Origin of the sequence: Roseovarius sp. 217 (assembly GCF_000152845.1) — a bacterium.
In the GTDB taxonomy this organism is placed as follows: Bacteria; Pseudomonadota; Alphaproteobacteria; order Rhodobacterales; family Rhodobacteraceae; genus Roseovarius.
In genome coordinates, this window is the sequence record NZ_CH902584.1 from 3,669,017 (window position 1) to 3,691,451 (window position 22,435).

Consider the following 22,435-nt stretch of genomic DNA (forward strand, 5'->3'; position numbering starts at 1 on the left):
CCCGTCACAGGGTAAAGGCCGCGTGCCTTTCAAATCCGGGCAGGATCGGCGCGCCCGCATTGAACGCGTAACGCCAACTGATCTGACCGTCGATCTTGTAACCGATCCGCACCACACCCAAGGCCCCCTCCATGAACAGACAGGCGATGCGCCCGCCGTCCTTGAGTTGCGCAAGCAACGCCTCGGGCAGATGGGCAACCGCACCCTGCACAGTAATTACGTCGTAGGGTCCATGCTCCGGCGCACCATCCGCAAGCGGCCCCTCATGCATCACCACATTGTCGGCACCTTGCTCGGACAGAGTGCGCTGTGCCTCTTCGACCATTGCCGCTGTGTCCTCGACCCCGACAACCGCTTCGGCCATGCGGGCAATCACGGCTGCGGAATACCCATAGGCCGGCCCGATATCGAGCACCAGATCGTCGCCCTCGATCTCCAGCGCGTCCAACATCTTGGCCAGCGTGCGCGGATCGAGCATCACCCGCCCCTCACCCAGATCGAGGTTCTCGCCCATATAGGCCGCCTCGCGCAACGCGGTCGGTACAAACACCTCGCGCGGGACCGAGAGCATGGCGTCGATGATCGGGAATTTGGTTACATCAGACGGGCGTACTTGCGTATCCACCATCATCGTGCGCCGCGCGGCATAGTCTGTCATGGTCTAAACTCTTGCGTTCGGAATCCTATCCTTTAGGTTTTCGCACAGAAGCCACCCGGCGGCAACGGCAATAGGTCCAATGCGCTTCGGGCAATCTGGCCATGCAAAACACCGCATTGCCCACTTGCGCCGCCCCGCCCGATCATATAATTCACCCCAACCACTTGGAGCGGCGAGTTGGCGGAGTGGTGACGCAGCGGATTGCAAATCCGTGAACAGGAGTTCGATTCTCCTACTCGCCTCCATTGGCCCCCTCTTCATGATTGCCCCATAGCGGCGCCGTCGGCAGGATAAGGCCGCAACTAATCCGGCACGGCTGGTTCGACGCCATGACCTCTGGCCGTTGAGGTAGAGAACCGGCACGCCTCCAACAGACCGCTCCGAGACGCCCGCGCGGCCCTGTCTTGCCGGTGCCGCGCCTGCAGGATCACGCCACCAGAGGGGCGGGCACGGCATCCGAAGATGCCGCGCGACCACTTACTTCAGGATGCTTCGTCCCGCGTAAATCGCGGTCTCGCCCAGCATTTCCTCGATGCGGATCAGCTGGTTGTATTTCGCCAGCCGGTCCGACCGCGCCAGACTGCCGGTCTTGATCTGCCCGCAATTGGTGGCCACGGCCAGATCGGCAATGGTGGCATCCTCGGTCTCGCCCGAGCGGTGCGACATCACATTGGTCATCCGCGCGCGATGCGCCATATCGACCGCTTGCAGCGTCTCGGTCAGCGTGCCGATCTGATTGACCTTGACCAGCATCGAATTGGCGCACCCGCGCTCGATCCCCATCGCCAGACGCACGGGGTTGGTGACAAAGAGGTCATCCCCCACCAGTTGCACCTTGTCGCCCAACGCGTCGGTCAGGGCGCGCCAGCCGTCCCAATCGTCCTCGGCCATGCCGTCCTCGATGGAAATGATCGGGTAATCCGCCACCAGAGCTTGCAGATATGCAACATTTTCGGCGCTGCTCAGGCTCAGACCCTCGCCAGAAATTTCATATTTCCCACCTTTGTAGTATTCTGTCGCGGCACAATCGAGCCCAAGGTAAATCTCCTCACCGGGGCGATACCCGGCTTTCTCGATCGACTTCAGAATGAAATCCAGCGCATCGCGCGTCGAGGACAGATTGGGGGCAAAGCCGCCCTCATCGCCCACGCCGGTCGCCAGCCCCGCCGCCGACAGTTCCTTTTTCAGCGTGTGAAACACCTCCGACCCCATGCGCACGGCATCGCGAATATTCTCCGCCGCCACCGGCAGGATCATGAATTCCTGAATGTCGATGGGGTTGTCGGCATGCTCGCCGCCGTTGATGATGTTCATCATCGGCACCGGCAGCACGCGGGCCGAGGTGCCACCGACATAGCGATAGAGCGGTTGGCCGGAAAAATCCGCCGCCGCCTTGGCGCAGGCCAGGCTCACACCCAGAATCGCATTGGCCCCAAGCCGCGCCTTGTTGGGTGTGCCGTCGAGCTCGATCATCGCCATGTCGAGCGAGACCTGCTCGGTCGCATCCATACCCGCCAGCGCCTCGGCGATCTCGCCATTGACGGCGGCCACAGCCTCGAGCACGCCCTTGCCCATGTAGCGCGCCGTGTCACCATCGCGCCGCTCGACGGCCTCATGCGCGCCCGTAGACGCGCCCGACGGCACCGCCGCGCGGCCCATGGTGCCGTCCTCCAGCGTCACATCGACCTCAACCGTGGGATTGCCCCGGCTGTCCAGAATTTCGCGGGCGTGAATGTCGATGATGCTGCTCATAGCGGGGAATCCTTTGCTGGAATTGGCTCGCGCCTGCCTTAGCAAGTTTTCCGCGCTTTGCAAACGCGGCAAAGCCCGCGCTACTCCGCCGCCTGCGCCGCCGTCTCCGCCTCGATCTCCGCCGCCCGCCGCTCGACCTGTTCGACGATGTGGTCGATCATCTGGACGTTATCCATCCGGTGGCTCTGCTTGCCCGCCAGATAGACCATGCCATTGCCTGCCCCGCCGCCGGTAAAGCCGACATCGGTCATCAGCGCCTCGCCGGGGCCATTGACCACACAGCCGATGATGCTCAGGCTCATTGGCGTCTTGATATGCTCCAGCCGCTTTTCCAGCGCCTCGACCGTGCGGATCACGTCAAACCCCTGCCGCGCGCAAGAGGGGCAAGAGATGATATTCACCCCGCGATGCCGCAGGCCCAGCGATTTCAGGATTTCATAGCCAACCTTGACCTCTTCCACCGGATCGGCGCTCAGGCTCACCCGGATCGTATCGCCAATCCCCATCCACAACAGGTTGCCCAGACCAATCGCGCTCTTGATCGTGCCGGACATGAGGCCCCCCGCCTCGGTGATCCCCAGATGGATCGGCGCATCGGTGGCCTCGGCCAATTGCTGATAGGCGGCGGCGGCCATGAAGACATCCGACGCTTTCACACTGATCTTGAACTCGTGGAAATCATTGTCTTGCAGAATACGGATATGCTCCAAACCGCTCTCGACCATCGCATCGGGGCAAGGCTCGCCGTATTTATCCAAGAGATGCTTTTCCAATGACCCGGCATTGACGCCGATCCGCATCGAACAGCCATGATCCCGCGCCGCCGCAATCACCTCGCGCACGCGGCGCTCATCGCCGATATTGCCCGGATTGATCCGCAGACAGGCGGCCCCCGCCTCGGCGGCCTCGATCCCGCGCTTATAATGGAAATGAATATCTGCCACGATCGGCACCGGGCTTTCGCGCACGATATCCTTGAGCGCCTTCGCACTCGCCTCATCGGGCACCGAGACCCGGACAATATCCGCCCCCGCCTCTGCCGCCGCCTGCACCTGTGCCACCGTGCCCGCCACATCGGTGGTCAGGGTGTTGGTCATGGTCTGAACCGTGATGGGCGCATCGCCGCCCACGGGCACGCTGCCCACCATGATCTGACGGGATTTGCGGCGATAAATATTGCGCCACGGGCGGATATGGTTGAGCGACATCGCGTCTTGCCCCGTTTCATCTGAGAGTGACCGTTACCCCTAGATAATACGACAGGGGGGTCGGGGCAATCGCGCGACGCTGATTGCCGCTTATTGCAGCGGTGCAGCCTCTGGCGCAATCTGCGCCTCTGCGACATAGCGCATCAGATCCTGATCCGCCTCGATATTGGCCAGCGCATAGCGTCCCGTCAATTCTTCCGCAGTCAAGGCCAGACCAGAGGTCACAGCGCCCCGCTCTCCTGCGGGGCCGTAATGCGCGCCGTTCACCGCGAAATAAACAGCTCCCGATTCGCCCACCCGCAAGGTCGGCGGCTCTTCTGTCGCAGGCACCGGATAGGTGTCACCCGCGTTCAGAATGCCCTCAAAGATCACACTGCCATCGGCGGCCCGCACCCGCACCCAAGCCGGGCGTACGGCGACCATTTGCACAGCCGCCATCGTATCGGCCACAACCTGTGGACGGTTCGGGCCGGGGAGCTCATCGCCAAGCGGTTCAAACCCTTGCGCCTCATTCAGCGCAAGCGCGATACCGCTGTCACGATCCGCATTCGGTGCAACCGGACTCAAGGTCCCCACGTCGCGCGGGTCCAGCGTGGAAATCGGCGCATCCCGCGCCACCATCACCGGCACATCCAGCGCCTTGGGGCGATAGAGGCGGCTCAACCGTTCATCGCGTGGTGGCTGAAACACACCCGACGCGGCATCCTCTCCGGGGATCACATCGCCGGGGATCACAGTGGCGCCGCTCAGCGGGTCAAGATCGGCCAAGACCACCGGCGTATTTTCGACCGGGGCAAGTTGCACCTGTTGCACCTGACGCAACACGCTCCACCCGCCATAGCCAATAGCGCCGATCAACGCGACGAGGACCAGAGCAGATCCAATAGCCCCCGGCTCGATGCGTGACAAAAAGCTTTCGGAGGCTGGCAGAAACGGGGTGTTTGGGGACATCAGCGGATCTTGCAGCGCCGCCTTGCGTTGCTTGGCCGGACCCGGTTTGCGGATCGAAGACGCCTCCGCAGACATGCCATGAGCAATGGAAAAGCCGGACTCAAGACAAAATGTCTTGAACGCCTGATCCGGATCCATACCGAGATAGCGCGCGTAGGACCGCACGTAGCCGGGAATGAAACCGGGGGTATCAAAGGCCGAGGGCTCGCAATTCTCGATCGCAGCCACGTAATTGGCCTTGATCCGCAACTCACGTTCCACGTCCAACAGGGATTTTCCGAGCGTCGCGCGCTCACCGCGCATCAGATCGCCAAGGCGCAAATCAAAAGCGTCAAAGCCACGGGCCTCAACCTCTTCCACGTCGGCCTTTCGCGAAAATCGCCGCCCAATCATGCGGGTCCCTGCCTCTCGAGTCTTTTGCCCAACTGCCCGAATGTCCCGATTCGAACTCAGAACTTTTCTTCATCAGACGGTAACACAAGGCAAGGTATAATGCACGCGCAGAGAGACTAGCCGGCCAATTCGGCGCGATTCAGCGCACAATGACTCCACAATTCATCCATCGCACGCACCAATGCATCCATCTCCTTGGGCCCATGCACCGGCGAGGGCGTAAAGCGCAGCCGCTCGGTGCCGCGCGGCACGGTCGGAAAATTGATCGGCTGCACATAAATGCCATAGCCTTCCAAAAGCATATCGCTCAACTTCTTGGTATGGACCGGGTCTCCGACGATCACAGGCACGATGTGGCTGCCGTGGTCGATCATCGGGAGCCCCATGCCCTTGAGCCGGGTCTTGAGGATGGTCGCCTGCGTCTGATGCTGCACGCGCAGCTTTTGTCCCTCAGAGGTCTTGAGCAAGGCAACCGATGCCGTCGCCCCCGCCGCCAGCGCCGGTGCCAGCGATGTCGAAAAGATGAATCCCGGCGCATAACTCCTTACGGCGTCGCACATTTTAGCCGAGGTCGCGATATAACCGCCCATCACGCCATAGGCCTTGGCGAGCGTGCCGTTGATGATGTCGAGACGGTGCATCAGCCGGTCGCGTTCGCTGATCCCTGCCCCGCGCGCGCCATACATGCCCACCGCATGCACCTCGTCGATGTAGGTCAGCGCGCCAAACTCATCCGCCAGATCACAAATCGCCTCGATCGGACCAAAATCGCCATCCATCGAATAGACGCTCTCAAAGGCAATCAGCTTGGGTGCTGTTGGATCATCGGCGGCCAGCAATTCGCGCAGATGCTCGACATCATTGTGCCGGAAAATCCGCTTGGCCCCGCCATTGCGGCGCACGCCTTCGATCATGCTGGCATGGTTGAGCGCGTCGGAATAGATGATCAGCCCCGGAAAGAGCTTGGGCAGCGTGCTCAGCGTCGCGTCATTGGCGATATAGGCCGAGGTAAAGAGCAGCGCCGATTCCTTGCCATGCAGATCGGCAAGTTCCGCCTCCAGCCGCTTGTGATAAACCGTGGTGCCGGAAATGTTGCGCGTGCCGCCAGACCCGGCACCCGTGGCATCAAGCGCCTCATGCATCGCCGCCAGCACAGCCGGGTGCTGTCCCATGCCCAGATAGTCATTGCCACACCAGACCGTGATCGGCTGCTCCACCCCGTCGGGCTTGCGCCAGATCGCATGCGGGAAATTGCCGTTGCGGCGCTCGATATCAATAAAGGTCCGATAGCGACCTTCCTGATGCAGACGGTCAATCGCTTGATCCAGCTTGGCTGTGTAATCCACTGGCTGTTCCTTCCTGATCGGTACGGGCGAGCGGTGCCAGCCGCCTTTCGGGTCTTGGTGGCAAATCCTGTGCCACTTATTCAACATTTAGAATGGATATATAATCCTACCCTCTGAGACAACAGGTTACAAATTGCCGCTCCCCTCTTCCTTGACTTGGGTCAAGTCACTGGACAGTGCCGCCCGGCCTGATACCCTCGCCACAATCCATAGTCAAAACCCAAAGGCCAGTCATGTCGCTTTCCGCCGTTCTCTCCCGCATCGACGACCAATTGCCCAGCGCCCTCGACCGGCTCATGGGCTTGCTCCGCATCCCCTCGATCTCCACTGATCCGGCCTATGCCGGCGAGTGTGACGCCGCCGCCGATTGGCTGGTTGCAGAGCTGCAAGCTCTTGGCGTCACAGCAGAAAAGCGCGCGACGCCGGGCCGCGCAATGGTGGTGGGCCATGTCGATGGCCCCTCCGGTGGCACCGGACCGCACCTGCTCTTTTACGGCCATTACGATGTCCAGCCGGTCGATCCTCTGGCGCTCTGGCACACCGATCCCTTCGCCCCCGAAATTCAGGACACGCCGCACGGAAAAGTGATCCGCGCGCGCGGGTCGTCAGATGACAAGGGCCAGCTCATGACCTTTGTTGAGGCCTGCCGCGCCTATCGGGACGTGACCGGCACCCTGCCCTGCCGCATCACCTTCTTTTTCGAAGGCGAAGAAGAATCAGGCTCACCCTCGCTCATCCCCTTTATGCGCGAGAATCCCGCCGAGCTTTCCGCCGATCTGGCGCTGATCTGCGACACCTCGATGGTGGCCCCCGGCGTGCCCTCCATCGCCTCGCAACTGCGCGGCATGCTCAAGGACGAGTTCACCATCACCGGCCCGCGCATCGACCTGCACTCCGGCCATTACGGTGGCCCCGCCCTCAACCCCTTAAGTGAACTCTCGCGCCTCATCGCCTCCTTCCATGACGATCAGGGCCGCGTCGCGGTCGAGGGATTCTACGAGGGCGTGCATGAGGTGCCCGCCGACCTCCTGCGCCAATGGGAAAGCTGCGGCTTTGACGAACACGAGTATCTCTCGTCGGTCGGCATGACCCGAGCGCATGGCGAAGAGGGCTATTCCACCCTCGTCCAGCAATGGGCGCGCCCAACGCTGGAAATCAACGGGCTATGGGGTGGCTATCAGGGCGCGGGCACCAAAACGGTGATCCCGTCAGAGGCGCATTGCAAACTGACCTGCCGCCTTGTTGGCGACATGGACCCTGATAAATTGCGCAAAAAGGTCCGCAAACACGTCGAGGATCGCCTCTCACCCGATGCCAAAATCACCTGGAATCAGGATCTTGACGGCTCACCCGCCGCCGTGATGAACATCAACCGCCCCGAATTCGAGGCCGCCCGTCAGGCGCTCTCGGACGAATGGGCGCGCGAAGCGGTCTTTACCGGCATGGGCGGATCCATCCCCATCGCCGGGTTTTTCAAAGAGGTGCTCGGCCTTGACGCCATGCTCATCGGCTTTGCCCAAGAGGATGACGCCATCCATTCCCCAAATGAGAAATACAACGTCCAGAGCTTTCACAAAGGCATCCGAAGCTGGGCGCGGGTGCTGGATGCGCTGGCGAAGTGAGAAGAGTTGGCTGAAGGGGACATTGGCCTCAAGCAGTAACCCCCGCGATCCCTGGGCCGGCGACTAACGATGCGACGGACTTGGCTGCCAGTTTATGTCAGCCAAGTCCGTATGATTTCAAAGAGGTATGCACCCTCTCGTAATCGCTAGGCCGCGGGACGGCCCAGCGATCGCGCGGCTTACCGCTTGAGGCCAATGTCCGCTCAAGCCCCCTCACACCTGCGCCTGATACACCGCCCCCACCTCGGCCCGAATGATCCGCGCAATCTGCGCGCAATCCTCGAGGCTAAAGGTCAGCGGCAGGCGCATATCGACAATCCCACGCAAAATCCGGTCGCTCGCGGGCATCGGCAGCGACGGCGCATAGCGCCAACTGTCATAACGGCTGGTGAATCCCACCGGCTCCGCCCCGCCAAACCATTTCAACTCCACCCCGCGCGTAAGGCATCGCTTCAACACCTCGGCAATCCGTCCCCCGTCCCAGTCCAGCAACAGGAACTGAATGGACGATCCCACATAGCGCTCCGCCTCGGCCCGCTCCACCACCGTCAACCCCGGCGTGCCGCGCAAGCCATCCTCAACCACGCGGTAGCGCGCATTCCACTTCTCGCACTGCGCGCCCAGAGCCCGCAATTGCGGCCGCAATATCGCCGCGCGCAGATGATCCATCCGCCCTGAAACATTGGGCGTGTCATATTTCACCCGCTCAAAAACCTCGGGGGCAGGCACCGTGCCATGCTTGCCATAGAGCATATAGGACCCTGACAGCATCACCGCCCGCGCCATCACCTCGTCATCATCCGTGATCAGAAACCCGCCCTCGCCGGAATTCATATGCTTGTAGGTCTGGGTGGAATAGCACCCGATCTTGCCCCAGCGTCCCGAGGGGATACCGCGCCACGCCGCCCCCATCGTATGCGCGCAATCCTCGATCACCGTCACACCGGCCGCATCACAAATCGCCATGAGCGCATCCATATCCGCCAGATGCCCGCGCATATGGCTCAGCATCAACACCGATGCCTCCCCCACCTTGGCGGCCAAATCCTCAAGATCAATCGTCAGCGCCTCTGTGACACCCACGAAAACCGGCACCGCCCCCACGCTGGCAATCGACCCCGGCACAGGCGCGAGCGTAAAGGCATTGGTAAGCACCCTGTCCCCCGGCCCCACGCCCAAGGCCCGCAGCGCCGTGGCCATCGCATAGCCGCCCGATGTGACCGCCAGCGCATAGCGCGCGCCGGTATAGGCGGCGAACTCGCGCTCCAGCGCCGCCACCTCGCCCGCCTCCTCACCCACGAGGTTATACCGATGCAACCGGCCCGAGCGCAGCACCTCGAGCGCCGCCGCAATCCCCTCTTCGGGGATCGGCTCCTGTTGCGTGAAATTGCCTGTGAATCTCTCTGTCATACCCATGTTTTGGGGCGCTCCCCCGCCCTCGTCAATGGTTTTGCGGCGCGTCCCCGGCTTCCTTCAGAAAATCCGAAACCGCCCTGCGGCTCAGCCGATAAGACGCCGCACAACGCCGGGCAACTCGTCGTAATGCCCGATCACCGCCTCGGGATTCAGCGCCGCCACCGCCGCCCCGCCGGGGCCGAACCCCACCAGGACCGACGGCACGCCCGCCGCCCGCGCGGTCTCGTGATCCGTGACCGTATCCCCCACCATCAGGGCGCGGTTTGGGTCACCCCCCGCCCGCCGCACGGTTTCGCGCAGATGCTCCGGGTCCGGCTTGCGCACCGCCAGCGTATCGGCGCCGGTCAGCGCCTGAAACGCCCCCAACACCCCCAACCGCTCCAAGAGGATACGCGCCAGACCCTCGGGCTTGTTGGTGCAGACCGCCACGCGGTAGCCATCTCCGCTCAACTGCGCCACCGCCGCCATCGCGCCGGGATAGAGCACGGTATGCACATCAATCGCCTCGGCATAGGCCTCCAGCAGCACCGGGTAATAGCGGTCGATCGTGGCCTCGTCCCCGGCCCGCCCCAACCGCTCCATCCCCAGCCGCAGCATCGCACGCCCCCCGCGCAGCGCGACGCCAGTATCGGTCTCCAGCGTCAAGAGATCGCCCGCGCCCATATCCCGAAAACAGGCATTGGCCGCCGCCAGCAAATCGCCGCTGGTATCGGCCAGCGTCCCATCCAGATCGAAAACAACCGTGCGCATGCCCTGCCCCCTATCCGCCTCTCGCCAGCGGATAGAGCGAGCCTGCCCGAAATACAAAGGAAAAGACGCGCAGGCTTAGTCTGCCAGTCGGTAAACCCGCAGTTCCGGCAGCGCCGTCAGCGCCGCCCCAACGGCCCGGAACCCCGCCAGCGACAATTGGCTGCCCGCCCCCCGCTCCGCCTCTAGCGGAATGAGGTCCACCGCCACCGACTGCCCGGTCGGCGCATAATCCACGCGACCCCGCCCCGGTGCATCGACCAAAGGCGTCTTGAGCCAGAGCCCCGGCTCAGCGGGCGAGCCAAGCGAGGCCACGGTTGTTCCCAGCGCCCCCGCCGGCGCAGTCGCGGCCTCAACCCGCGCCGCCTTGCGCTCGGCGGGCGTCGTGGCGTCCAGCGTTTCAGGTGTCATCGGTGCCACCGCTTCGGGCACGGGCTCCGCGCGCGGCGCGAACACCCGTTCCACCTGCGCACAGCCTGTCACGCCGCCTGCCACGCCCAAAACACCCAAGATCATGGCCAAATGTCTCATATGTCCACCCTACCCACCTGAACTTGCCCCTTCAACGGCCAACTTGTCCCTTGCCCCGCCTCGCCCCCCCGCCTAGATTTACGCCATGACAGCACCTCTGATAGACCCGTTCCAGCGCGCCATCTCCTACCTGCGCGTCTCCGTGACAGACCGCTGCGATTTCCGCTGCGTCTATTGCATGTCCGAAAACATGACCTTCCTGCCCAAGCGTGAATTGCTCACGCTCGAAGAACTGGACCGCATGTGCTCGACCTTCATCCGCATGGGCGTCGAGAAACTGCGCATCACCGGCGGAGAACCGCTGGTGCGCAAGGGCATCATGACCTTCTTTGACGCCATGACACGCCATTTGGAAACGGGCGCGCTCAAGGAACTGACCCTCACCACCAACGGCAGCCAGATGGAACGCTTCGCCGGCGACCTCTTCGCCGCTGGCGTGCGCCGGGTGAATATCTCGCTCGACACGCTCGATGATCAGAAATTCGCCGATATCACCCGTTGGGGTCGCCTGCCGCAGGTGCTCAAAGGGATTGACGCGGCCCAGAACGCCGGGCTGCGCGTCAAGATCAATACCGTCGCGCTCAAAGGCTTCAACGAGGACGAGCTCTTCACCCTGACCGAGTGGTGCGCCTCCCGCGACATGGATCTCACCTTCATCGAAGTCATGCCGATGGGCGACATCGGCAATGAGGACCGGCTCGACCAATACTGGAAACTCTCGGACCTGCGCACCCGCCTGCGCGAGCGCTTCACGCTCACCGATTTGCCCGAGCGCACGGGCGGCCCCGCCCGCTATGTGCGGATCGAGGAAACGGGGCAGAAAATCGGTTTCATCACGCCGCTCACGCATAATTTCTGCGAAAGCTGCAACCGCGTGCGCCTCACCTGCACCGGCGAGCTTTACATGTGCCTGGGTCAAGAGGATATGGCCGACCTGCGCGCGCCCCTGCGCAACAATCCCGGCAGCGATGTCCTGCTCCAAGAGTCGATTCGCGCCGCCATCACGCGCAAACCCAAAGGCCATGATTTCGACTATTCCCGTCAGACCGTGGATGGCCGCGTCTCGCGCCACATGAGCCACACTGGCGGCTGATGCCCGCCCGTGCGTCTCATCGTTCCAGAAATACTCAAATCAGACGGGGCGATCCGCCGCGCGCTCACCGGAGATGCGCCACGGCCTCGATCGTCCCATGATCCAGGTATTGCAGCAGAACGACGGCATTATCCTCGCGCGCCAATTCCACTTCCAGTTCCAGCGGTTCGCGGCTGTCCCAGACGGTCAGAGGCGTCATCTCGGTCACGATATTGGCATAGGTGATTGTTTGGCCTGCATTCTCACCCCGCTCGATCGCAACGGTTTCCTTCGGAATGTAGCGCACCAATTGCACCACCAGCGGCATGGCGCGCGCCGGGTCGGCGGTGGCGCGGATCTGCACCCGTTTCTCATCGCGCGTGACCTCGACATCTATGCCATTCGTCGCCTGCGCCCGGTGCTTTTCGATCAGATCGGCCACATCCTTGAGGCGCGTGCCCACAACATGATCCTCGCCATTGATGATCATCTGCGGCGTATAGACCATCTTGCGCTCTGCGGTCTTGGCATACCCGCGCTGCCGCGCGCTATTGTCCGGACTGCCAAAACTGTCCGTCCAGCCGATGTAATCCCAGTAATCCACATGCAGCGACAGTGCGACCACATCCTCCCGCGCCACCAGTTCAAGAAAAAACGCATCTGCCGGCGGACAAGAGGCGCATCCCTGCGACGTGAAAAGCTCCACCACCACAGGTCTGTCAGGATCGGGTCGCTCCTGCGCCCCGCCCTGCGCCGCCCAAAGGCACAAAAGTCCCGCGACCACGCTCGCTGCCATCTGTCGCATAACGTCTGCTTCCCGTTGGATCTGCCCTGTCACACCGCGACTGTATCATATCGCTCACCGCTCGTATCTAGGTCGCGTGCCCTACAATAACCAATCAACGTTTCGAGAGTCGGACGTGATTTCTTGAAATAACCATCAATTGTGTGCAATAGTATACAAATCTATCTTCACCCCTCTTGATCGAGCGTTTCAAATCGGTCAGAAGCAGGGGCAAGTGATCCAGCCTCGACCATGAAAGGACGGCCCCATGCCCATCAGTGTCGGACAAGACAGCGCCAAGACCCGCAAGACCCTCACCGTCGGTGACCAGTCGGTCGCCTATTACTCGATCGCCGCCGCCGAAGAGGCCGGACTTGGCGATTTCTCGCGCCTGCCCGCCGCCCTCAAGGTCGTGCTGGAAAACATGCTGCGGTTCGAGGATGCCAAGACCGTCTCGCTCGACGACATCCGCGCCTTCTCGGACTGGGCAGAAAACGGTGGCCGCGCCAACCGCGAACTGGCCTATCGCCCGGCCCGCGTGCTGATGCAGGATTTCACCGGAGTGCCGGCCGTCGTCGATCTCGCCGCCATGCGCGACGGGATCAAGGCCCTGGGTGGGGACGCCCAGCAGATCAACCCGCTCAATCCCGTCGATCTCGTCATCGACCACTCGGTGATGATCGACGAATTCGGCAATCCCCGCGCCTTCCAGATGAACGTCGACCGCGAATACGAGCGGAACATGGAGCGCTACCAATTCCTGAAATGGGGCCAAGGTGCGTTCAACAACTTCCGCGTCGTGCCGCCAGGCACCGGCATCTGCCATCAGGTCAATCTCGAATATCTCGCCCAAACCGTCTGGACCGACACCGACCAGAATGGCGAGGTCGTGGCCTACCCGGATACGCTCGTCGGCACCGACAGCCACACCACCATGGTCAACGGCATGGCCGTGCTTGGCTGGGGCGTGGGCGGGATCGAGGCCGAGGCCGCGATGCTGGGGCAACCGATTTCGATGCTCATCCCAGAGGTCGTCGGCTTTGAGCTGACCGGCCGGATGATCGAGGGCACGACCGGCACAGACCTTGTGCTCAAGGTCGTCGAAATGCTGCGCAAAAAGGGCGTTGTCGGCAAATTCGTCGAATTCTACGGTGCCGGTCTCGATCACCTGCCGCTGGCGGATCGCGCCACCATCGCCAATATGGCCCCCGAATACGGCGCCACTTGCGGCTTCTTCCCGATCGACGACGAGACCCTGCGCTACCTGCGCAACACCGGCCGCGATGAGGCCCGCGTGCAATTGGTCGAAGCCTATGCCAAGACCAACGGTTTCTGGCGCGGTGCCGATTACGCGCCGGTCTATACCGATACGCTCAGCCTCAATATGGGCACCATCGTGCCCGCCATCTCCGGTCCGAAACGCCCGCAGGATTACGTCACCCTCGACAAATCCGCGGCGGCCTTCCTCGATGTTGTCTCCGAATACCGGGGCAAGGATACCAGCCCCGCCGCCACAGACATGGCCGCCGAGGGACCGGCCACCGCCGTGGCCTCCGACCCGCGCAAATCGGTCAAGGTCACGGGTGAGGATTACACGATCCGCGACGGCTCTGTGGTGATCGCCTCGATCACCTCCTGCACCAACACGTCGAACCCCTATGTGATGATCGGTGCCGGTCTCGTCGCCCGCAAGGCGCGCGCCCTCGGCCTCAACCGCAAGCCCTGGGTCAAAACCTCGCTCGCCCCCGGCTCTCAGGTGGTCTCCGCCTATCTCGAGGCCGCCGGGTTGCAAGAAGATCTCGATGCCATCGGCTTCAACCTCGTGGGCTATGGCTGCACCACCTGCATCGGCAACTCCGGCCCGCTGCAAAAGGAAATCTCCGAGGCGATTGCCGAAGGCGACCTGATGGCCACCTCCGTGCTCTCGGGCAACCGCAATTTCGAGGGTCGCATTTCCCCCGACGTGCGCGCCAACTACCTCGCCTCGCCGCCCCTTGTTGTGGCCTATGCCATCGCGGGCGACATGAACATCGACCTGTCGACCGAGCCGCTGGGCACCGACCGGGACGGCAACCCGGTCCATCTCAAGGACATCTGGCCGAGCCAGAAAGAGATCGCGGATCTGGTGGAACGCACGGTGACGCGCGAGGCGTTCCAGTCGAAATATGCCGATGTCTTCAAAGGCGACGAAATGTGGCAAGCCGTTGAGACCTCCGAAGGCGAGACCTATGATTGGCCCGCGCAATCGACATATGTGCAAAATCCCCCCTATTTCAAAGGCATGGCCAAAGAGCCGGGCACGATCTCCAACATCTCGGGCGCACGCGTTCTGGCGCTCTTGGGGGATATGGTCACCACAGACCACATCTCGCCCGCTGGCTCTTTCAAGGACAGCACCCCCGCCGGCAAATACCTGACCGAGCGTCAGGTGCCCGTGCGCGAGTTCAACTCCTACGGCTCGCGGCGCGGCAACCATGAGGTGATGATGCGCGGCACCTTCGCCAATATCCGCATCCGCAACGAGATGCTGGCCAATGAAACCGGAGGCGTCGAGGGCGGCTACACCAAGGGGCCGGACGGCGCGCAGACGTCGATCTTTGATGCGTCCATGGCCTATCAAGAGGCAGGCACGCCTCTGGTGATCTTTGGCGGCGAGCAGTATGGCGCGGGCTCTTCGCGCGACTGGGCGGCCAAGGGCACGGCGCTTCTGGGCGTCAAGGCCGTGATCGCCGAGAGCTTTGAGCGTATCCACCGCTCCAACCTCGTGGGCATGGGCGTGATCCCGTTCGAGTTCACCGGCGGTGACACGCGCAAGACGCTGGACCTTACCGGCGATGAAACCGTGGCCATCTCGGGCCTCGACACGATCAAACCGTTGCAAGAGGTGCCCTGCACCATCACCTATGCCGATGGCTCGACCAAGACGATCACGCTCAAATGCCGGATCGATACCGCGATCGAGATCGAATATATCGAACATGGCGGTGTCCTGCATTACGTGCTGCGCAACCTCGCCAAATCCGTGGCCTGATTCAGTCCACGGCATCATCGACAGGGCGGCCCCGCATACGGGCCGCCTTTTTCATTTCCTGCGCAGGGTTTCGCCACCTCTGCCCAAATTCCGGCCAATCCCTGCCGATCGCGCTGATCTGATGTCATTGTGACGTGAGTCCCCTTTCAAACACGGTGTCGCCCCCCAATCTTGGAGGCAAGACATTGAAGAAAGGTAAATCATGCGTAGCACCGCACTTATTCTCGCTCAGGCCGGTCTGATCAGCCTGCTTGCCGTCTACGGCGCTTTCGGCGAAGGCACGGCACGGCACACCTGTCCTCTGCCCGAAACGACCACCGGATCAGCGACCTGTCACGTTCCTGACTGACGGATGCCGTCGCCTGTGTACAAAACCCGCGTACACAAGGTGCATCCTGTACACCTCAGCGCGCCGCCTCGATCGCTGGCAGGATCGTGTTCTGCATCACCCGTTCGGTGATTGGTCCGGCAAAGCGCAACACGATATTGCCTTTGCCGTCAATGACATAGGTCTCGGGCACGCCATAGACACCCCAGTCGAGCGCCATCCGTCCCGTTTCATCCGCCCCTAGCGCGGCATAGGGATTTCCAAGTTCTTTAAGGAAATTCAAAGCGTTATCCGGCTTATCCTTGTAATTCACCCCATAGATCGCCACACCATCCTTGGCGAGTTTCTCGAGATTGGGATGCTCCACCCGACAGGGCGCACACCAGCTTGCCCAATAATTCACAAGTTTGACAGTTCCGTCTCGCAAATCATTGTCATCGAACGTTTTTCCATCACCCAGCGGAGTCACCAACACCGCGGGTGCCGCCTTGCCTGCCAGCGCCGAAGGCAGCTCGTTGGGGTTGTCCCGTTGCAAGCCGACAAAGGCCAGACCGGCAAATCCCGCGAAAATGACCAGCGGCAGCACCATCAACGGTGAGATCTTAGCCATTTGATTTCACCTTGCTTTCAATCTGTTGCAGCTCTTTCTTCACGCGATTTGAGCGCATCACACTGACCGTGATGAGGCCCACGATCAGCACAATCGCCACCGCATAAGAGGACAGAACCGCCTCGGCGTATTTTCCAAGTTCCGGCATCATACCCCCATCCTCTCACGCGCCAAGAGCGCCCGCATCCGCCGCGCGCGGATTTCCGTGCGCGTTCGCATCAGCACCAAGGCTATGAAAAGAAAAACAAATCCTGCCATGCAGACCAGCAGAGGATACCAAAACACATCCGCCACATTCTCTTCTTTGTCGAGGCTGAGCGACGCCCCTTGATGCAATCCTTGGTTCCAGAAATTCACCGCATAGCGGCTTAAGAGGGCAAAGACCGATCCGACAAGGCACAGAATGCTGGTCAGATCCGCCGCCGTATCATCGTTCTCGATTGCTTCCCACAGGGCTATGTATCCGAGATAAAAGAGAAAAAGGATAAGAAAGCTGGTGAGTCGTGGATCCCAGGCCCACCATGTTCCCCACATCGGCTGACCCCAGATTGCCCCGGTCAAGAGCGCAATCACGGTCATCACCATCCCCACCGGTGCCGCAGCCCGTGCCGCCAAGGCGCTGACATGATGCCGCCGCACGATCCAGACCAGCGAGGTGACCAACATCATCAGCCAGGCATTGATCGCCATCAAGGCGCTAGGCACATGTAAATAAATGATTTTAACGGTCGAACCTTGGCGGTAATCGGCAGGCGTGAAGAAGAATCCCCAGATCAGCCCCCCCACCAACGTCACCGCTGCCAGCCCGGCAAACCAAGGCAAAACCCGGTCCGTGGTCTGGATGAATTTCTTGGGATTGGCATATTCCCAGAGTGCGTTCAGGTTCATCGCTTTCCCCGTGTCATCAGCGCAGGTTCACTCTCAATACCGCAGCCGAGGCAAAAGGCAAAAGCGCGATGGTGCCGCAGGTGATCCCCGCCAGCATCAAGAGCGGTGTCGTGGTGTCAAACCCGTCTGCCCCTCGCCGCGCGACCTCGGCCCCGAAAATCAGTGTAGGCACATAAAGCGGTAGCACAAGCAGGCTCAGCAACAGGCCTCCGCGCTTGAGCCCCACGGTCAGCGCGGCCCCGAAGGTGCCGATAACACTCAGGGCAGGCGTTCCCACAAAAAGAGATATAATCAACCACTTATAGCCCGCTTCTGGCAGGCTGAGCAGGAGACCAAGGACCGGTGTCACCGCTACCAGAGGCAAGCCAGTCGTCACCCAATGTGCGAGGGCTTTCACGCTGACGACCCCCTCCATCGGCAGCGGAGACGTCGCCAGAAGGTCGAGACTGCCATCCTCCCAATCGAGCGCCAGAATGCGATCGAGCGACAACAGGCAGGCCAGAAGCGCCCCCAGCCAAAGCATCCCCGGCGCAATCTTCGCCAGAAGCACGCTCTGTGGCCCGACGCCAAAGGGAACGAGCACGACGACTATGAGAAAGAACGACACCCCAAGGCCAAAGCCACCGCCCGCCCGCATCGCCAAACGGATATCGCGAAGCAAGAGGGCGATCACAGGAAGGCCCCATCAAAATCGTTCTCTGCCAAAGGCTTGGCACGATAGCCCCCGACATCGAGCACCTGCGCTTCGCTTAGCCCAAGGTCGATATGCGTCGCGATCAGCGCCAAGCCCCCTGCCGCCAGATGTCCGCGCACAGCGGTTGCGAAAAGCGCAACGGCCTCTGCATCCAAGGAAACTGTCGGCTCATCGAGAACCCAGATTGTCCGTCCCGTCACCAAGAGCCGCGCCAATCCGAGACGGCGCTTTTGCCCCGCTGACAGTGCGCCAGCCGGCCGGTCGGCAAGAGGAGCCAGCTTGAAAGCATCAATTGCATGAGAATAGTCTTTATTTCCAAATACCTCCGCCCAGAACTTCAAGTTCTCGGCAACGCTCAGCGTCGGTTTGATCCCATCCGCATGCCCCGCATAAACGAGGCTTTCAGGCGGCACGTCGATGCGCCCCAACACCGCCGGTTGCAGCCCTGCCACCGTGCGCAAGAGCGTGGTCTTGCCGCTCCCATTCGGCCCTCGCAAAACAAGCGCCTGGCCAGAGTCCAGCGCAAAGCTCAACCCTTCCAGCACCGGAATTCCGCCGCGCGCAATCGTCAGGTCTGAGACTTTCAGCTTCATGCGCTTTGCTTAACCCAATGCACCATAATCGAAAAGCGCGATCCTTGCGCGGATCGTCACACTGGCAACACCGCCGCCGCCACCCTGCGCCCTTCGGACAAGAGCACATTATAGGTCCGGCATGCTGCGGGTGAATTCATTGTCTCAGCGCCAATTCCAGCCGCATCAAGAGCGGAACGTAACTCACTGGGAATATGCGTAACTTCTGAACCGGTGCCGATGAAAACCACGTCGATATCATCCACCAGCGCGAGCAATGCATCGACATCATCATAGCCGCCCCAGCTTCGGGCCCCGGTGGGAGTGACCAATATCGCACCCTCCATCACCTGTCCGGCCACCCGAAAGAACCCCGCCCCGTAGCCATCAATCGGAGTCGCGCCAGAAAAACTGATCTCAGTCATACGCATGGCTCATACCCCCTTGTTCCAGATTGGCAGGCCGCTCAAAACCGCAAGGCCGATCACCGCATAGGCCACCCAACGGTAAAGCCGCTCGTGACGTGGGTCAAACAACGATTGACCAATGAGCGAGGTGATAAAATACGGCACGGCTAGGACCAGCGCCAGCAGAAAGATCTGACCGTTGACCGCTCCGCGCAGCAGCAGGTTCACGACAATCACCACATCAAGTGCCGCCAGAAACAAGATCGTGTTGGCCCGCACCGACTGCGCCACCGACTGACCTGCGAGGTAAAAGAGGATCACCACCGGGCCGGTCAGGCCGGTCAAGCCACCAATCACCCCGGCCACGCCGCCGATTGCCACGAGCACGGGTCGACTCACATGCCCCGAGAACCGCCAACCGGTGATCAGGGCACCAAGGGTAACGGAGCCCACACCAGCAACCACCCAACGGATGCTGACCGGATCAAGCTGCGCCATGAGCCAGAGTCCGACCGGAACGGTCACAAGGGCTGCACATGCCAGAACCGCCACCTCTCGCCGGTCTGCGTGCTTCCAGGCGCGCGGCAAGAGCGCAGAGGTGCTGGCAATACCTGTAAGTGTGATCACCCCAACGATAATTTGCGGCGGCAGAAATATTCCCGCCACCGGTACAAAAATCAACGCGGTCCCAAACCCGGTGAATCCCCGGACAATGCCGGCCAAGCCGATCGCCAGCAGGAGCCAGATCAGGCCTGGTGTTGCTCCGACTGCGCTCAGCGCCTCAGGCATCTATATTGGCGAACTGAGTGCCTGCATTGGCATCCGGTTTCGACCAATCGCGCTTGATTCCAAGCCACATGAGAACCGTGCTTGCCACGAAAATCGAAGAATACGTTCCCACGATCACGCCCCAGATCATGGCAAACACAAAGCCCCGGATCACATCTCCCCCCAAGAAGTAGAGCGCGACCAAGGCCAGCAATGTCGTGACCGAGGTCATCATGGTCCGGCTCAGGGTTTCGTTGATCGAGAGGTTGAGCACGTCACGCAGTGGCTTTTGCTTGTACTTACGCAGGTTCTCGCGGACCCGGTCAAACACCACCACCGTATCGTTGAGCGAGTAGCCGACGATGGTCAAGAGGGCCGCAATGATCGCCAGATCGAACTGAATCTGAAGCTCTGAAAAGACACCGATCGTCAAGGCAACATCGTGCACCAAGGCAATTACGGCCCCGACGGCGAATTGCCACTCAAACCGCATCCAGATATAGACAAGCACCGCTCCGATGGCGAGCGCCACCGCCAGCATGGCCGCTTGAATGAGTTCGCCCGACACCTTCGGCCCGACGCTTTCAACCGAGGTGAACTGAATATCCGGCACGGCCTGCTGCAACGCCGCCTCCACCGCTGCAATCACCTCTGGTGTGACACTTTCGGCCTCATCCTGCGCCTGAATTCGAAGCATCGCGACGTTTTCATCTGGGCCAAAGGTTGGATCGAACACCTCCGTAATGCTGATATCGCCCAATCCCAGCCCGCCAATCGCCTCGCGATAGGTGCCGATATCCACCTCCTGCGCGCTTTGCGTGCGGATTGTGGTGCCGCCCTTGAAATCAATGCCAAAATTCAGCCCCTGCACTGCAAAAGAGCCAAGCGCCACGAGGATCATAACCCCGGAAATTCCCAACCAAAGTTTCCAACGGCCAAAGAAATCCAGTGATGTCACCTCTGGCACAATTCGAAGGTATCGTCCTGTCAGGACCGTCTTGGGACGCCGCCGCTCGAACCAGATGACCGCAATCAGGCGCGTGACAAAGAGCGCCGTAAAGACGGAGGTGATAATCCCCAGCCCAAGCGTGATGGCAAACCCTCGCACCGGACCCGAGCCCATCACATAGAGAATGAGAGCCGTCATGAAGGTGGTGATATTGGCATCAACGATGGCGCTCATCGCCTTCTCATAGCCCAGATCAATGGCGCGCGCGGCGCCTTTGGCCGATTTCATCTCTTCGCGGATGCGCTCAAACACCAACACATTGGCATCCACCGCCATCCCGATGGTCAGCACGATCCCGGCAATACCCGGCAGGGTAAGCGTAGACCCGATCAGGCTGAGAAGACCAAAGATCAAGCCAACATTGATGATCAAGGCGATATTGGCAAAGATGCCGAAGACGCCATAGCTCAGCACCATATAAACCAGCACCAAGGCAAAGGCCACGAGACAGGCCAGCTTGCCCGCTTCAATACTGTCCGCCCCGAGTTCCGGCCCGACGGTCCGCTCTTCGAGAAACTCGAGCCCCGCCGGCAACGCTCCCGCCCGCAGCAGAACTGCAAGATTGGTGCTGTCTTCCACATTGAAATTACCAGTTATGATGCCAGAGCCACCGGCAATGTGGCTTTGGATCACCGGTGCGCTGATCACCTCGCCATCGAGCACGATAGCAAATGGATTGCCAATATTCTCAGCCGTGTAATCACCGAATTTGCGCGCGCCCGTCGGGTTGAACCGGAACGACACCGCTGGTCGCCCGTTCTGGTCGAAATCGGGCTGCGCGTCGACCAGTTCCTCACCTGTCACCACTGGGGCTCGCTCTAGGATGTAGAACACGCCTTCCTCATCCAGCGACGGCAAAACCTCGTTGCCCGCACCGGCCTGCGCGTCCGCAGACGACGCGCGGCTTATGACCGGTTGAAAGGTCAATTGCGCGGTGGTGCCGATCAGCGCCTTCAACTCGGCCGCACTGCCAATTCCCGGCACCTGGATGAGGATACGGTCCGCGCCCTGCCGTTGAATGGTCGGCTCCCGCGTGCCCACCTCGTCGATCCGGCGTCGGATAATCTCCAGCGCCTGCCGCACGGTGCGATCATCGGTGGCGCGTCGCTCGGCCTCGCTCAGCCGTACGATGATGTCAGCACCTTCACTTGTCACATCGATGTCGCTGCCCCCGACACCGGTCAGAGTATCGGTCACAGGCCGGGCAATACCACGCACCAGAGCGGCAGCCTCAGCTGCCATCTCGGGCCTCTCCACAAGACGAATCCGCAATTCCGGCGCCTCGGTCGTTTGCAAGCGGATCGGTCCGACCCGATCACGCTCCTCGCGCAAAAGATCGCGCACCTCTGGCCACATGCCTTCGACGCGCGCCTGATAGACGTCCTCAACCTTGACCTCAGCAAGAAGATGCGCGCCGCCCCGCAGATCAAGACCCAGATTGACAAGGTTGGACGGCATCCACTCCGGCCAAACCGCGAGGTCCTCGGTCACCGTCGCCGGATCAACCCCCGCTTCCACAGCGGCCACGGCATCGTTATGCCGCTCGACCTTGCCGTAAAAGCCGTTGGGCAGGGCCAGCATCAGACCAAGAGCAACGAGCCCCCAGATGCAGAGGCGTTTCCACAGGTCGATTTGCAGCATTTTCCTG

21 protein-coding genes and 1 tRNA gene are annotated in these 22,435 nt (G+C 61.4%); 5 read left to right on the forward strand and 17 right to left on the reverse strand.

Annotation, left to right across the window (positions count from 1 at the left end; translation table 11 throughout):
* Nucleotides 1-4: 4 nt before the first annotated feature.
* Nucleotides 5-658 carry a protein-L-isoaspartate O-methyltransferase family protein gene (locus ROS217_RS17600; RefSeq protein WP_009819150.1) on the reverse strand — a complete coding sequence of 218 codons (654 nt, stop codon included), beginning with the start codon at nucleotides 656-658 and terminating at the stop codon, nucleotides 5-7.
* A gap of 171 nt (nucleotides 659-829) precedes the next feature.
* Between ROS217_RS17600 and ROS217_RS17605 the strand changes: the two genes are divergently transcribed.
* Nucleotides 830-903 (forward strand) — tRNA-Cys (locus ROS217_RS17605).
* Between the two features lie 232 nt (nucleotides 904-1,135).
* Here ROS217_RS17605 and eno read toward each other — a convergent pair.
* From eno to hemA, 4 genes are all read right to left on the reverse strand, one after another.
* The gene (gene eno, locus ROS217_RS17610) at nucleotides 1,136-2,410 is read right to left on the reverse strand and encodes a phosphopyruvate hydratase (protein WP_009819151.1); all 1,275 of its coding nucleotides are present in this window, start codon (nucleotides 2,408-2,410) and stop codon (nucleotides 1,136-1,138) included.
* 80 nt (nucleotides 2,411-2,490) lie between these two features.
* The gene (gene ispG / locus ROS217_RS17615) at nucleotides 2,491-3,618 is read right to left on the reverse strand and encodes a flavodoxin-dependent (E)-4-hydroxy-3-methylbut-2-enyl-diphosphate synthase (protein ID WP_009819152.1); all 1,128 of its coding nucleotides are present in this window, start codon (nucleotides 3,616-3,618) and stop codon (nucleotides 2,491-2,493) included.
* A gap of 90 nt (nucleotides 3,619-3,708) precedes the next feature.
* Entirely contained in the window at nucleotides 3,709-4,962 is a 1,254-nt protein-coding gene (locus ROS217_RS17620; RefSeq protein ID WP_009819153.1) for a helix-turn-helix domain-containing protein, read from the reverse strand.
* Nucleotides 4,963-5,078: 116 nt separating this feature from the next.
* On the reverse strand, nucleotides 5,079-6,308 hold the full coding sequence (gene hemA, locus ROS217_RS17625; RefSeq protein WP_009819154.1) for a 5-aminolevulinate synthase: 1,230 nt from the start codon (nucleotides 6,306-6,308) through the stop codon (nucleotides 5,079-5,081).
* 233 nt (nucleotides 6,309-6,541) lie between these two features.
* Between hemA and ROS217_RS17630 the strand changes: the two genes are divergently transcribed.
* Nucleotides 6,542-7,930 carry a M20/M25/M40 family metallo-hydrolase gene (locus ROS217_RS17630; RefSeq protein ID WP_009819155.1) on the forward strand — a complete coding sequence of 463 codons (1,389 nt, stop codon included), beginning with the start codon at nucleotides 6,542-6,544 and terminating at the stop codon, nucleotides 7,928-7,930.
* 213 nt (nucleotides 7,931-8,143) lie between these two features.
* Here the strand turns inward: ROS217_RS17630 and ROS217_RS17635 are convergent, their stop codons facing one another.
* The 3 genes from ROS217_RS17635 to ROS217_RS17645 form a co-directional block, all read right to left on the reverse strand.
* Nucleotides 8,144-9,340 carry a DegT/DnrJ/EryC1/StrS family aminotransferase gene (locus ROS217_RS17635; RefSeq protein WP_040650712.1) on the reverse strand — a complete coding sequence of 399 codons (1,197 nt, stop codon included), beginning with the start codon at nucleotides 9,338-9,340 and terminating at the stop codon, nucleotides 8,144-8,146.
* 90 nt (nucleotides 9,341-9,430) lie between these two features.
* Nucleotides 9,431-10,096 carry an HAD-IA family hydrolase gene (locus ROS217_RS17640; RefSeq protein WP_009819157.1) on the reverse strand — a complete coding sequence of 222 codons (666 nt, stop codon included), beginning with the start codon at nucleotides 10,094-10,096 and terminating at the stop codon, nucleotides 9,431-9,433.
* Nucleotides 10,097-10,171: 75 nt separating this feature from the next.
* A complete protein-coding gene (locus tag ROS217_RS17645) occupies nucleotides 10,172-10,624 on the reverse strand; it encodes a hypothetical protein (RefSeq protein ID WP_040650714.1) in 453 nt (150 codons plus the stop codon).
* Between the two features lie 85 nt (nucleotides 10,625-10,709).
* On the opposite strand from ROS217_RS17645, the gene moaA reads away from it, so the two are divergent.
* Nucleotides 10,710-11,717: a GTP 3',8-cyclase MoaA gene (moaA, locus tag ROS217_RS17650; RefSeq protein ID WP_009819159.1), complete on the forward strand. Its 1,008-nt coding sequence runs from the start codon at nucleotides 10,710-10,712 to the stop codon at nucleotides 11,715-11,717.
* A 64-nt stretch (nucleotides 11,718-11,781) separates the two neighbouring features.
* Here the strand turns inward: moaA and ROS217_RS17655 are convergent, their stop codons facing one another.
* Nucleotides 11,782-12,501, reverse strand: a complete 720-nt coding sequence (locus tag ROS217_RS17655) for a DUF1223 domain-containing protein (protein WP_009819160.1) — start codon at nucleotides 12,499-12,501, stop codon at nucleotides 11,782-11,784.
* Nucleotides 12,502-12,748: 247 nt separating this feature from the next.
* Here ROS217_RS17655 and acnA point away from each other — a divergent pair, with 247 nt between their 5' ends.
* Nucleotides 12,749-15,511 (forward strand): aconitate hydratase AcnA, encoded by a 2,763-nt coding sequence (gene acnA, locus ROS217_RS17660; protein ID WP_009819161.1) that lies wholly within the window; start codon nucleotides 12,749-12,751, stop codon nucleotides 15,509-15,511.
* Nucleotides 15,512-15,713: 202 nt separating this feature from the next.
* Nucleotides 15,714-15,860, forward strand: a complete 147-nt coding sequence (locus ROS217_RS24145) for a hypothetical protein (protein ID WP_157046630.1) — start codon at nucleotides 15,714-15,716, stop codon at nucleotides 15,858-15,860.
* A gap of 55 nt (nucleotides 15,861-15,915) precedes the next feature.
* Here ROS217_RS24145 and ROS217_RS17665 read toward each other — a convergent pair whose 3' ends face one another.
* The 8 genes from ROS217_RS17665 to secD are packed head-to-tail and all read right to left on the reverse strand — an operon-like array spanning nucleotide 15,916 to nucleotide 22,428.
* Nucleotides 15,916-16,449 carry a DsbE family thiol:disulfide interchange protein gene (locus ROS217_RS17665; protein ID WP_009819162.1) on the reverse strand — a complete coding sequence of 178 codons (534 nt, stop codon included), beginning with the start codon at nucleotides 16,447-16,449 and terminating at the stop codon, nucleotides 15,916-15,918.
* Nucleotides 16,442-16,600 carry a heme exporter protein CcmD gene (gene ccmD, locus ROS217_RS17670; protein ID WP_009819163.1) on the reverse strand — a complete coding sequence of 53 codons (159 nt, stop codon included), beginning with the start codon at nucleotides 16,598-16,600 and terminating at the stop codon, nucleotides 16,442-16,444. Before ccmD ends, ROS217_RS17665 begins: the two co-directional genes overlap by 8 nt.
* Nucleotides 16,597-17,337, reverse strand: coding sequence for a heme ABC transporter permease (locus tag ROS217_RS17675; RefSeq protein WP_009819164.1), 741 nt, complete (start codon nucleotides 17,335-17,337; stop codon nucleotides 16,597-16,599). Before ROS217_RS17675 ends, ccmD begins: the two co-directional genes overlap by 4 nt.
* A gap of 16 nt (nucleotides 17,338-17,353) precedes the next feature.
* Nucleotides 17,354-18,010, reverse strand: coding sequence for a heme exporter protein CcmB (ccmB, locus tag ROS217_RS17680; RefSeq protein WP_009819165.1), 657 nt, complete (start codon nucleotides 18,008-18,010; stop codon nucleotides 17,354-17,356).
* Nucleotides 18,007-18,624: a heme ABC exporter ATP-binding protein CcmA gene (ccmA, locus tag ROS217_RS17685; protein ID WP_009819166.1), complete on the reverse strand. Its 618-nt coding sequence runs from the start codon at nucleotides 18,622-18,624 to the stop codon at nucleotides 18,007-18,009. Before ccmA ends, ccmB begins: the two co-directional genes overlap by 4 nt.
* A gap of 56 nt (nucleotides 18,625-18,680) precedes the next feature.
* Nucleotides 18,681-19,034: an Mth938-like domain-containing protein gene (locus tag ROS217_RS17690; RefSeq protein ID WP_040650717.1), complete on the reverse strand. Its 354-nt coding sequence runs from the start codon at nucleotides 19,032-19,034 to the stop codon at nucleotides 18,681-18,683.
* A gap of 3 nt (nucleotides 19,035-19,037) precedes the next feature.
* Nucleotides 19,038-19,799: a sulfite exporter TauE/SafE family protein gene (locus tag ROS217_RS17695; RefSeq protein ID WP_009819168.1), complete on the reverse strand. Its 762-nt coding sequence runs from the start codon at nucleotides 19,797-19,799 to the stop codon at nucleotides 19,038-19,040.
* A complete protein-coding gene (gene secD / locus ROS217_RS17700; protein WP_009819169.1) occupies nucleotides 19,792-22,428 on the reverse strand; it encodes a protein translocase subunit SecD in 2,637 nt (878 codons plus the stop codon). The genes ROS217_RS17695 and secD overlap by 8 nt, the downstream gene beginning before the upstream one ends.
* Between the last annotated feature and the right edge of the window lie 7 nt (nucleotides 22,429-22,435).

Coding starts and splice junctions, on each gene's coding strand:
- ispG (WP_009819152.1), bottom strand. CDS start 3,618: ATGTCGCTCAACCATATCCGCCCGTGGCGCAATATTTATCGCCGCAAA.
- ROS217_RS17600 (WP_009819150.1), bottom strand. CDS start 658: ATGACAGACTATGCCGCGCGGCGCACGATGATGGTGGATACGCAAGTA.
- ROS217_RS17645 (WP_040650714.1), bottom strand. CDS start 10,624: ATGAGACATTTGGCCATGATCTTGGGTGTTTTGGGCGTGGCAGGCGGC.
- ccmA (WP_009819166.1), bottom strand. CDS start 18,624: ATGAAGCTGAAAGTCTCAGACCTGACGATTGCGCGCGGCGGAATTCCG.
- ROS217_RS24145 (WP_157046630.1), top strand. CDS start 15,714: ATGCGTAGCACCGCACTTATTCTCGCTCAGGCCGGTCTGATCAGCCTG.
- eno (WP_009819151.1), bottom strand. CDS start 2,410: ATGAGCAGCATCATCGACATTCACGCCCGCGAAATTCTGGACAGCCGG.
- ROS217_RS17640 (WP_009819157.1), bottom strand. CDS start 10,096: ATGCGCACGGTTGTTTTCGATCTGGATGGGACGCTGGCCGATACCAGC.
- ROS217_RS17675 (WP_009819164.1), bottom strand. CDS start 17,337: ATGAACCTGAACGCACTCTGGGAATATGCCAATCCCAAGAAATTCATC.
- moaA (WP_009819159.1), top strand. CDS start 10,710: ATGACAGCACCTCTGATAGACCCGTTCCAGCGCGCCATCTCCTACCTG.
- secD (WP_009819169.1), bottom strand. CDS start 22,428: ATGCTGCAAATCGACCTGTGGAAACGCCTCTGCATCTGGGGGCTCGTT.
- ccmD (WP_009819163.1), bottom strand. CDS start 16,600: ATGATGCCGGAACTTGGAAAATACGCCGAGGCGGTTCTGTCCTCTTAT.
- ROS217_RS17695 (WP_009819168.1), bottom strand. CDS start 19,799: ATGCCTGAGGCGCTGAGCGCAGTCGGAGCAACACCAGGCCTGATCTGG.
- ROS217_RS17655 (WP_009819160.1), bottom strand. CDS start 12,501: ATGCGACAGATGGCAGCGAGCGTGGTCGCGGGACTTTTGTGCCTTTGG.
- ROS217_RS17620 (WP_009819153.1), bottom strand. CDS start 4,962: ATGATTGGGCGGCGATTTTCGCGAAAGGCCGACGTGGAAGAGGTTGAG.
- ROS217_RS17665 (WP_009819162.1), bottom strand. CDS start 16,449: ATGGCTAAGATCTCACCGTTGATGGTGCTGCCGCTGGTCATTTTCGCG.
- ROS217_RS17630 (WP_009819155.1), top strand. CDS start 6,542: ATGTCGCTTTCCGCCGTTCTCTCCCGCATCGACGACCAATTGCCCAGC.
- ROS217_RS17635 (WP_040650712.1), bottom strand. CDS start 9,340: ATGACAGAGAGATTCACAGGCAATTTCACGCAACAGGAGCCGATCCCC.
- ROS217_RS17690 (WP_040650717.1), bottom strand. CDS start 19,034: ATGCGTATGACTGAGATCAGTTTTTCTGGCGCGACTCCGATTGATGGC.
- acnA (WP_009819161.1), top strand. CDS start 12,749: ATGCCCATCAGTGTCGGACAAGACAGCGCCAAGACCCGCAAGACCCTC.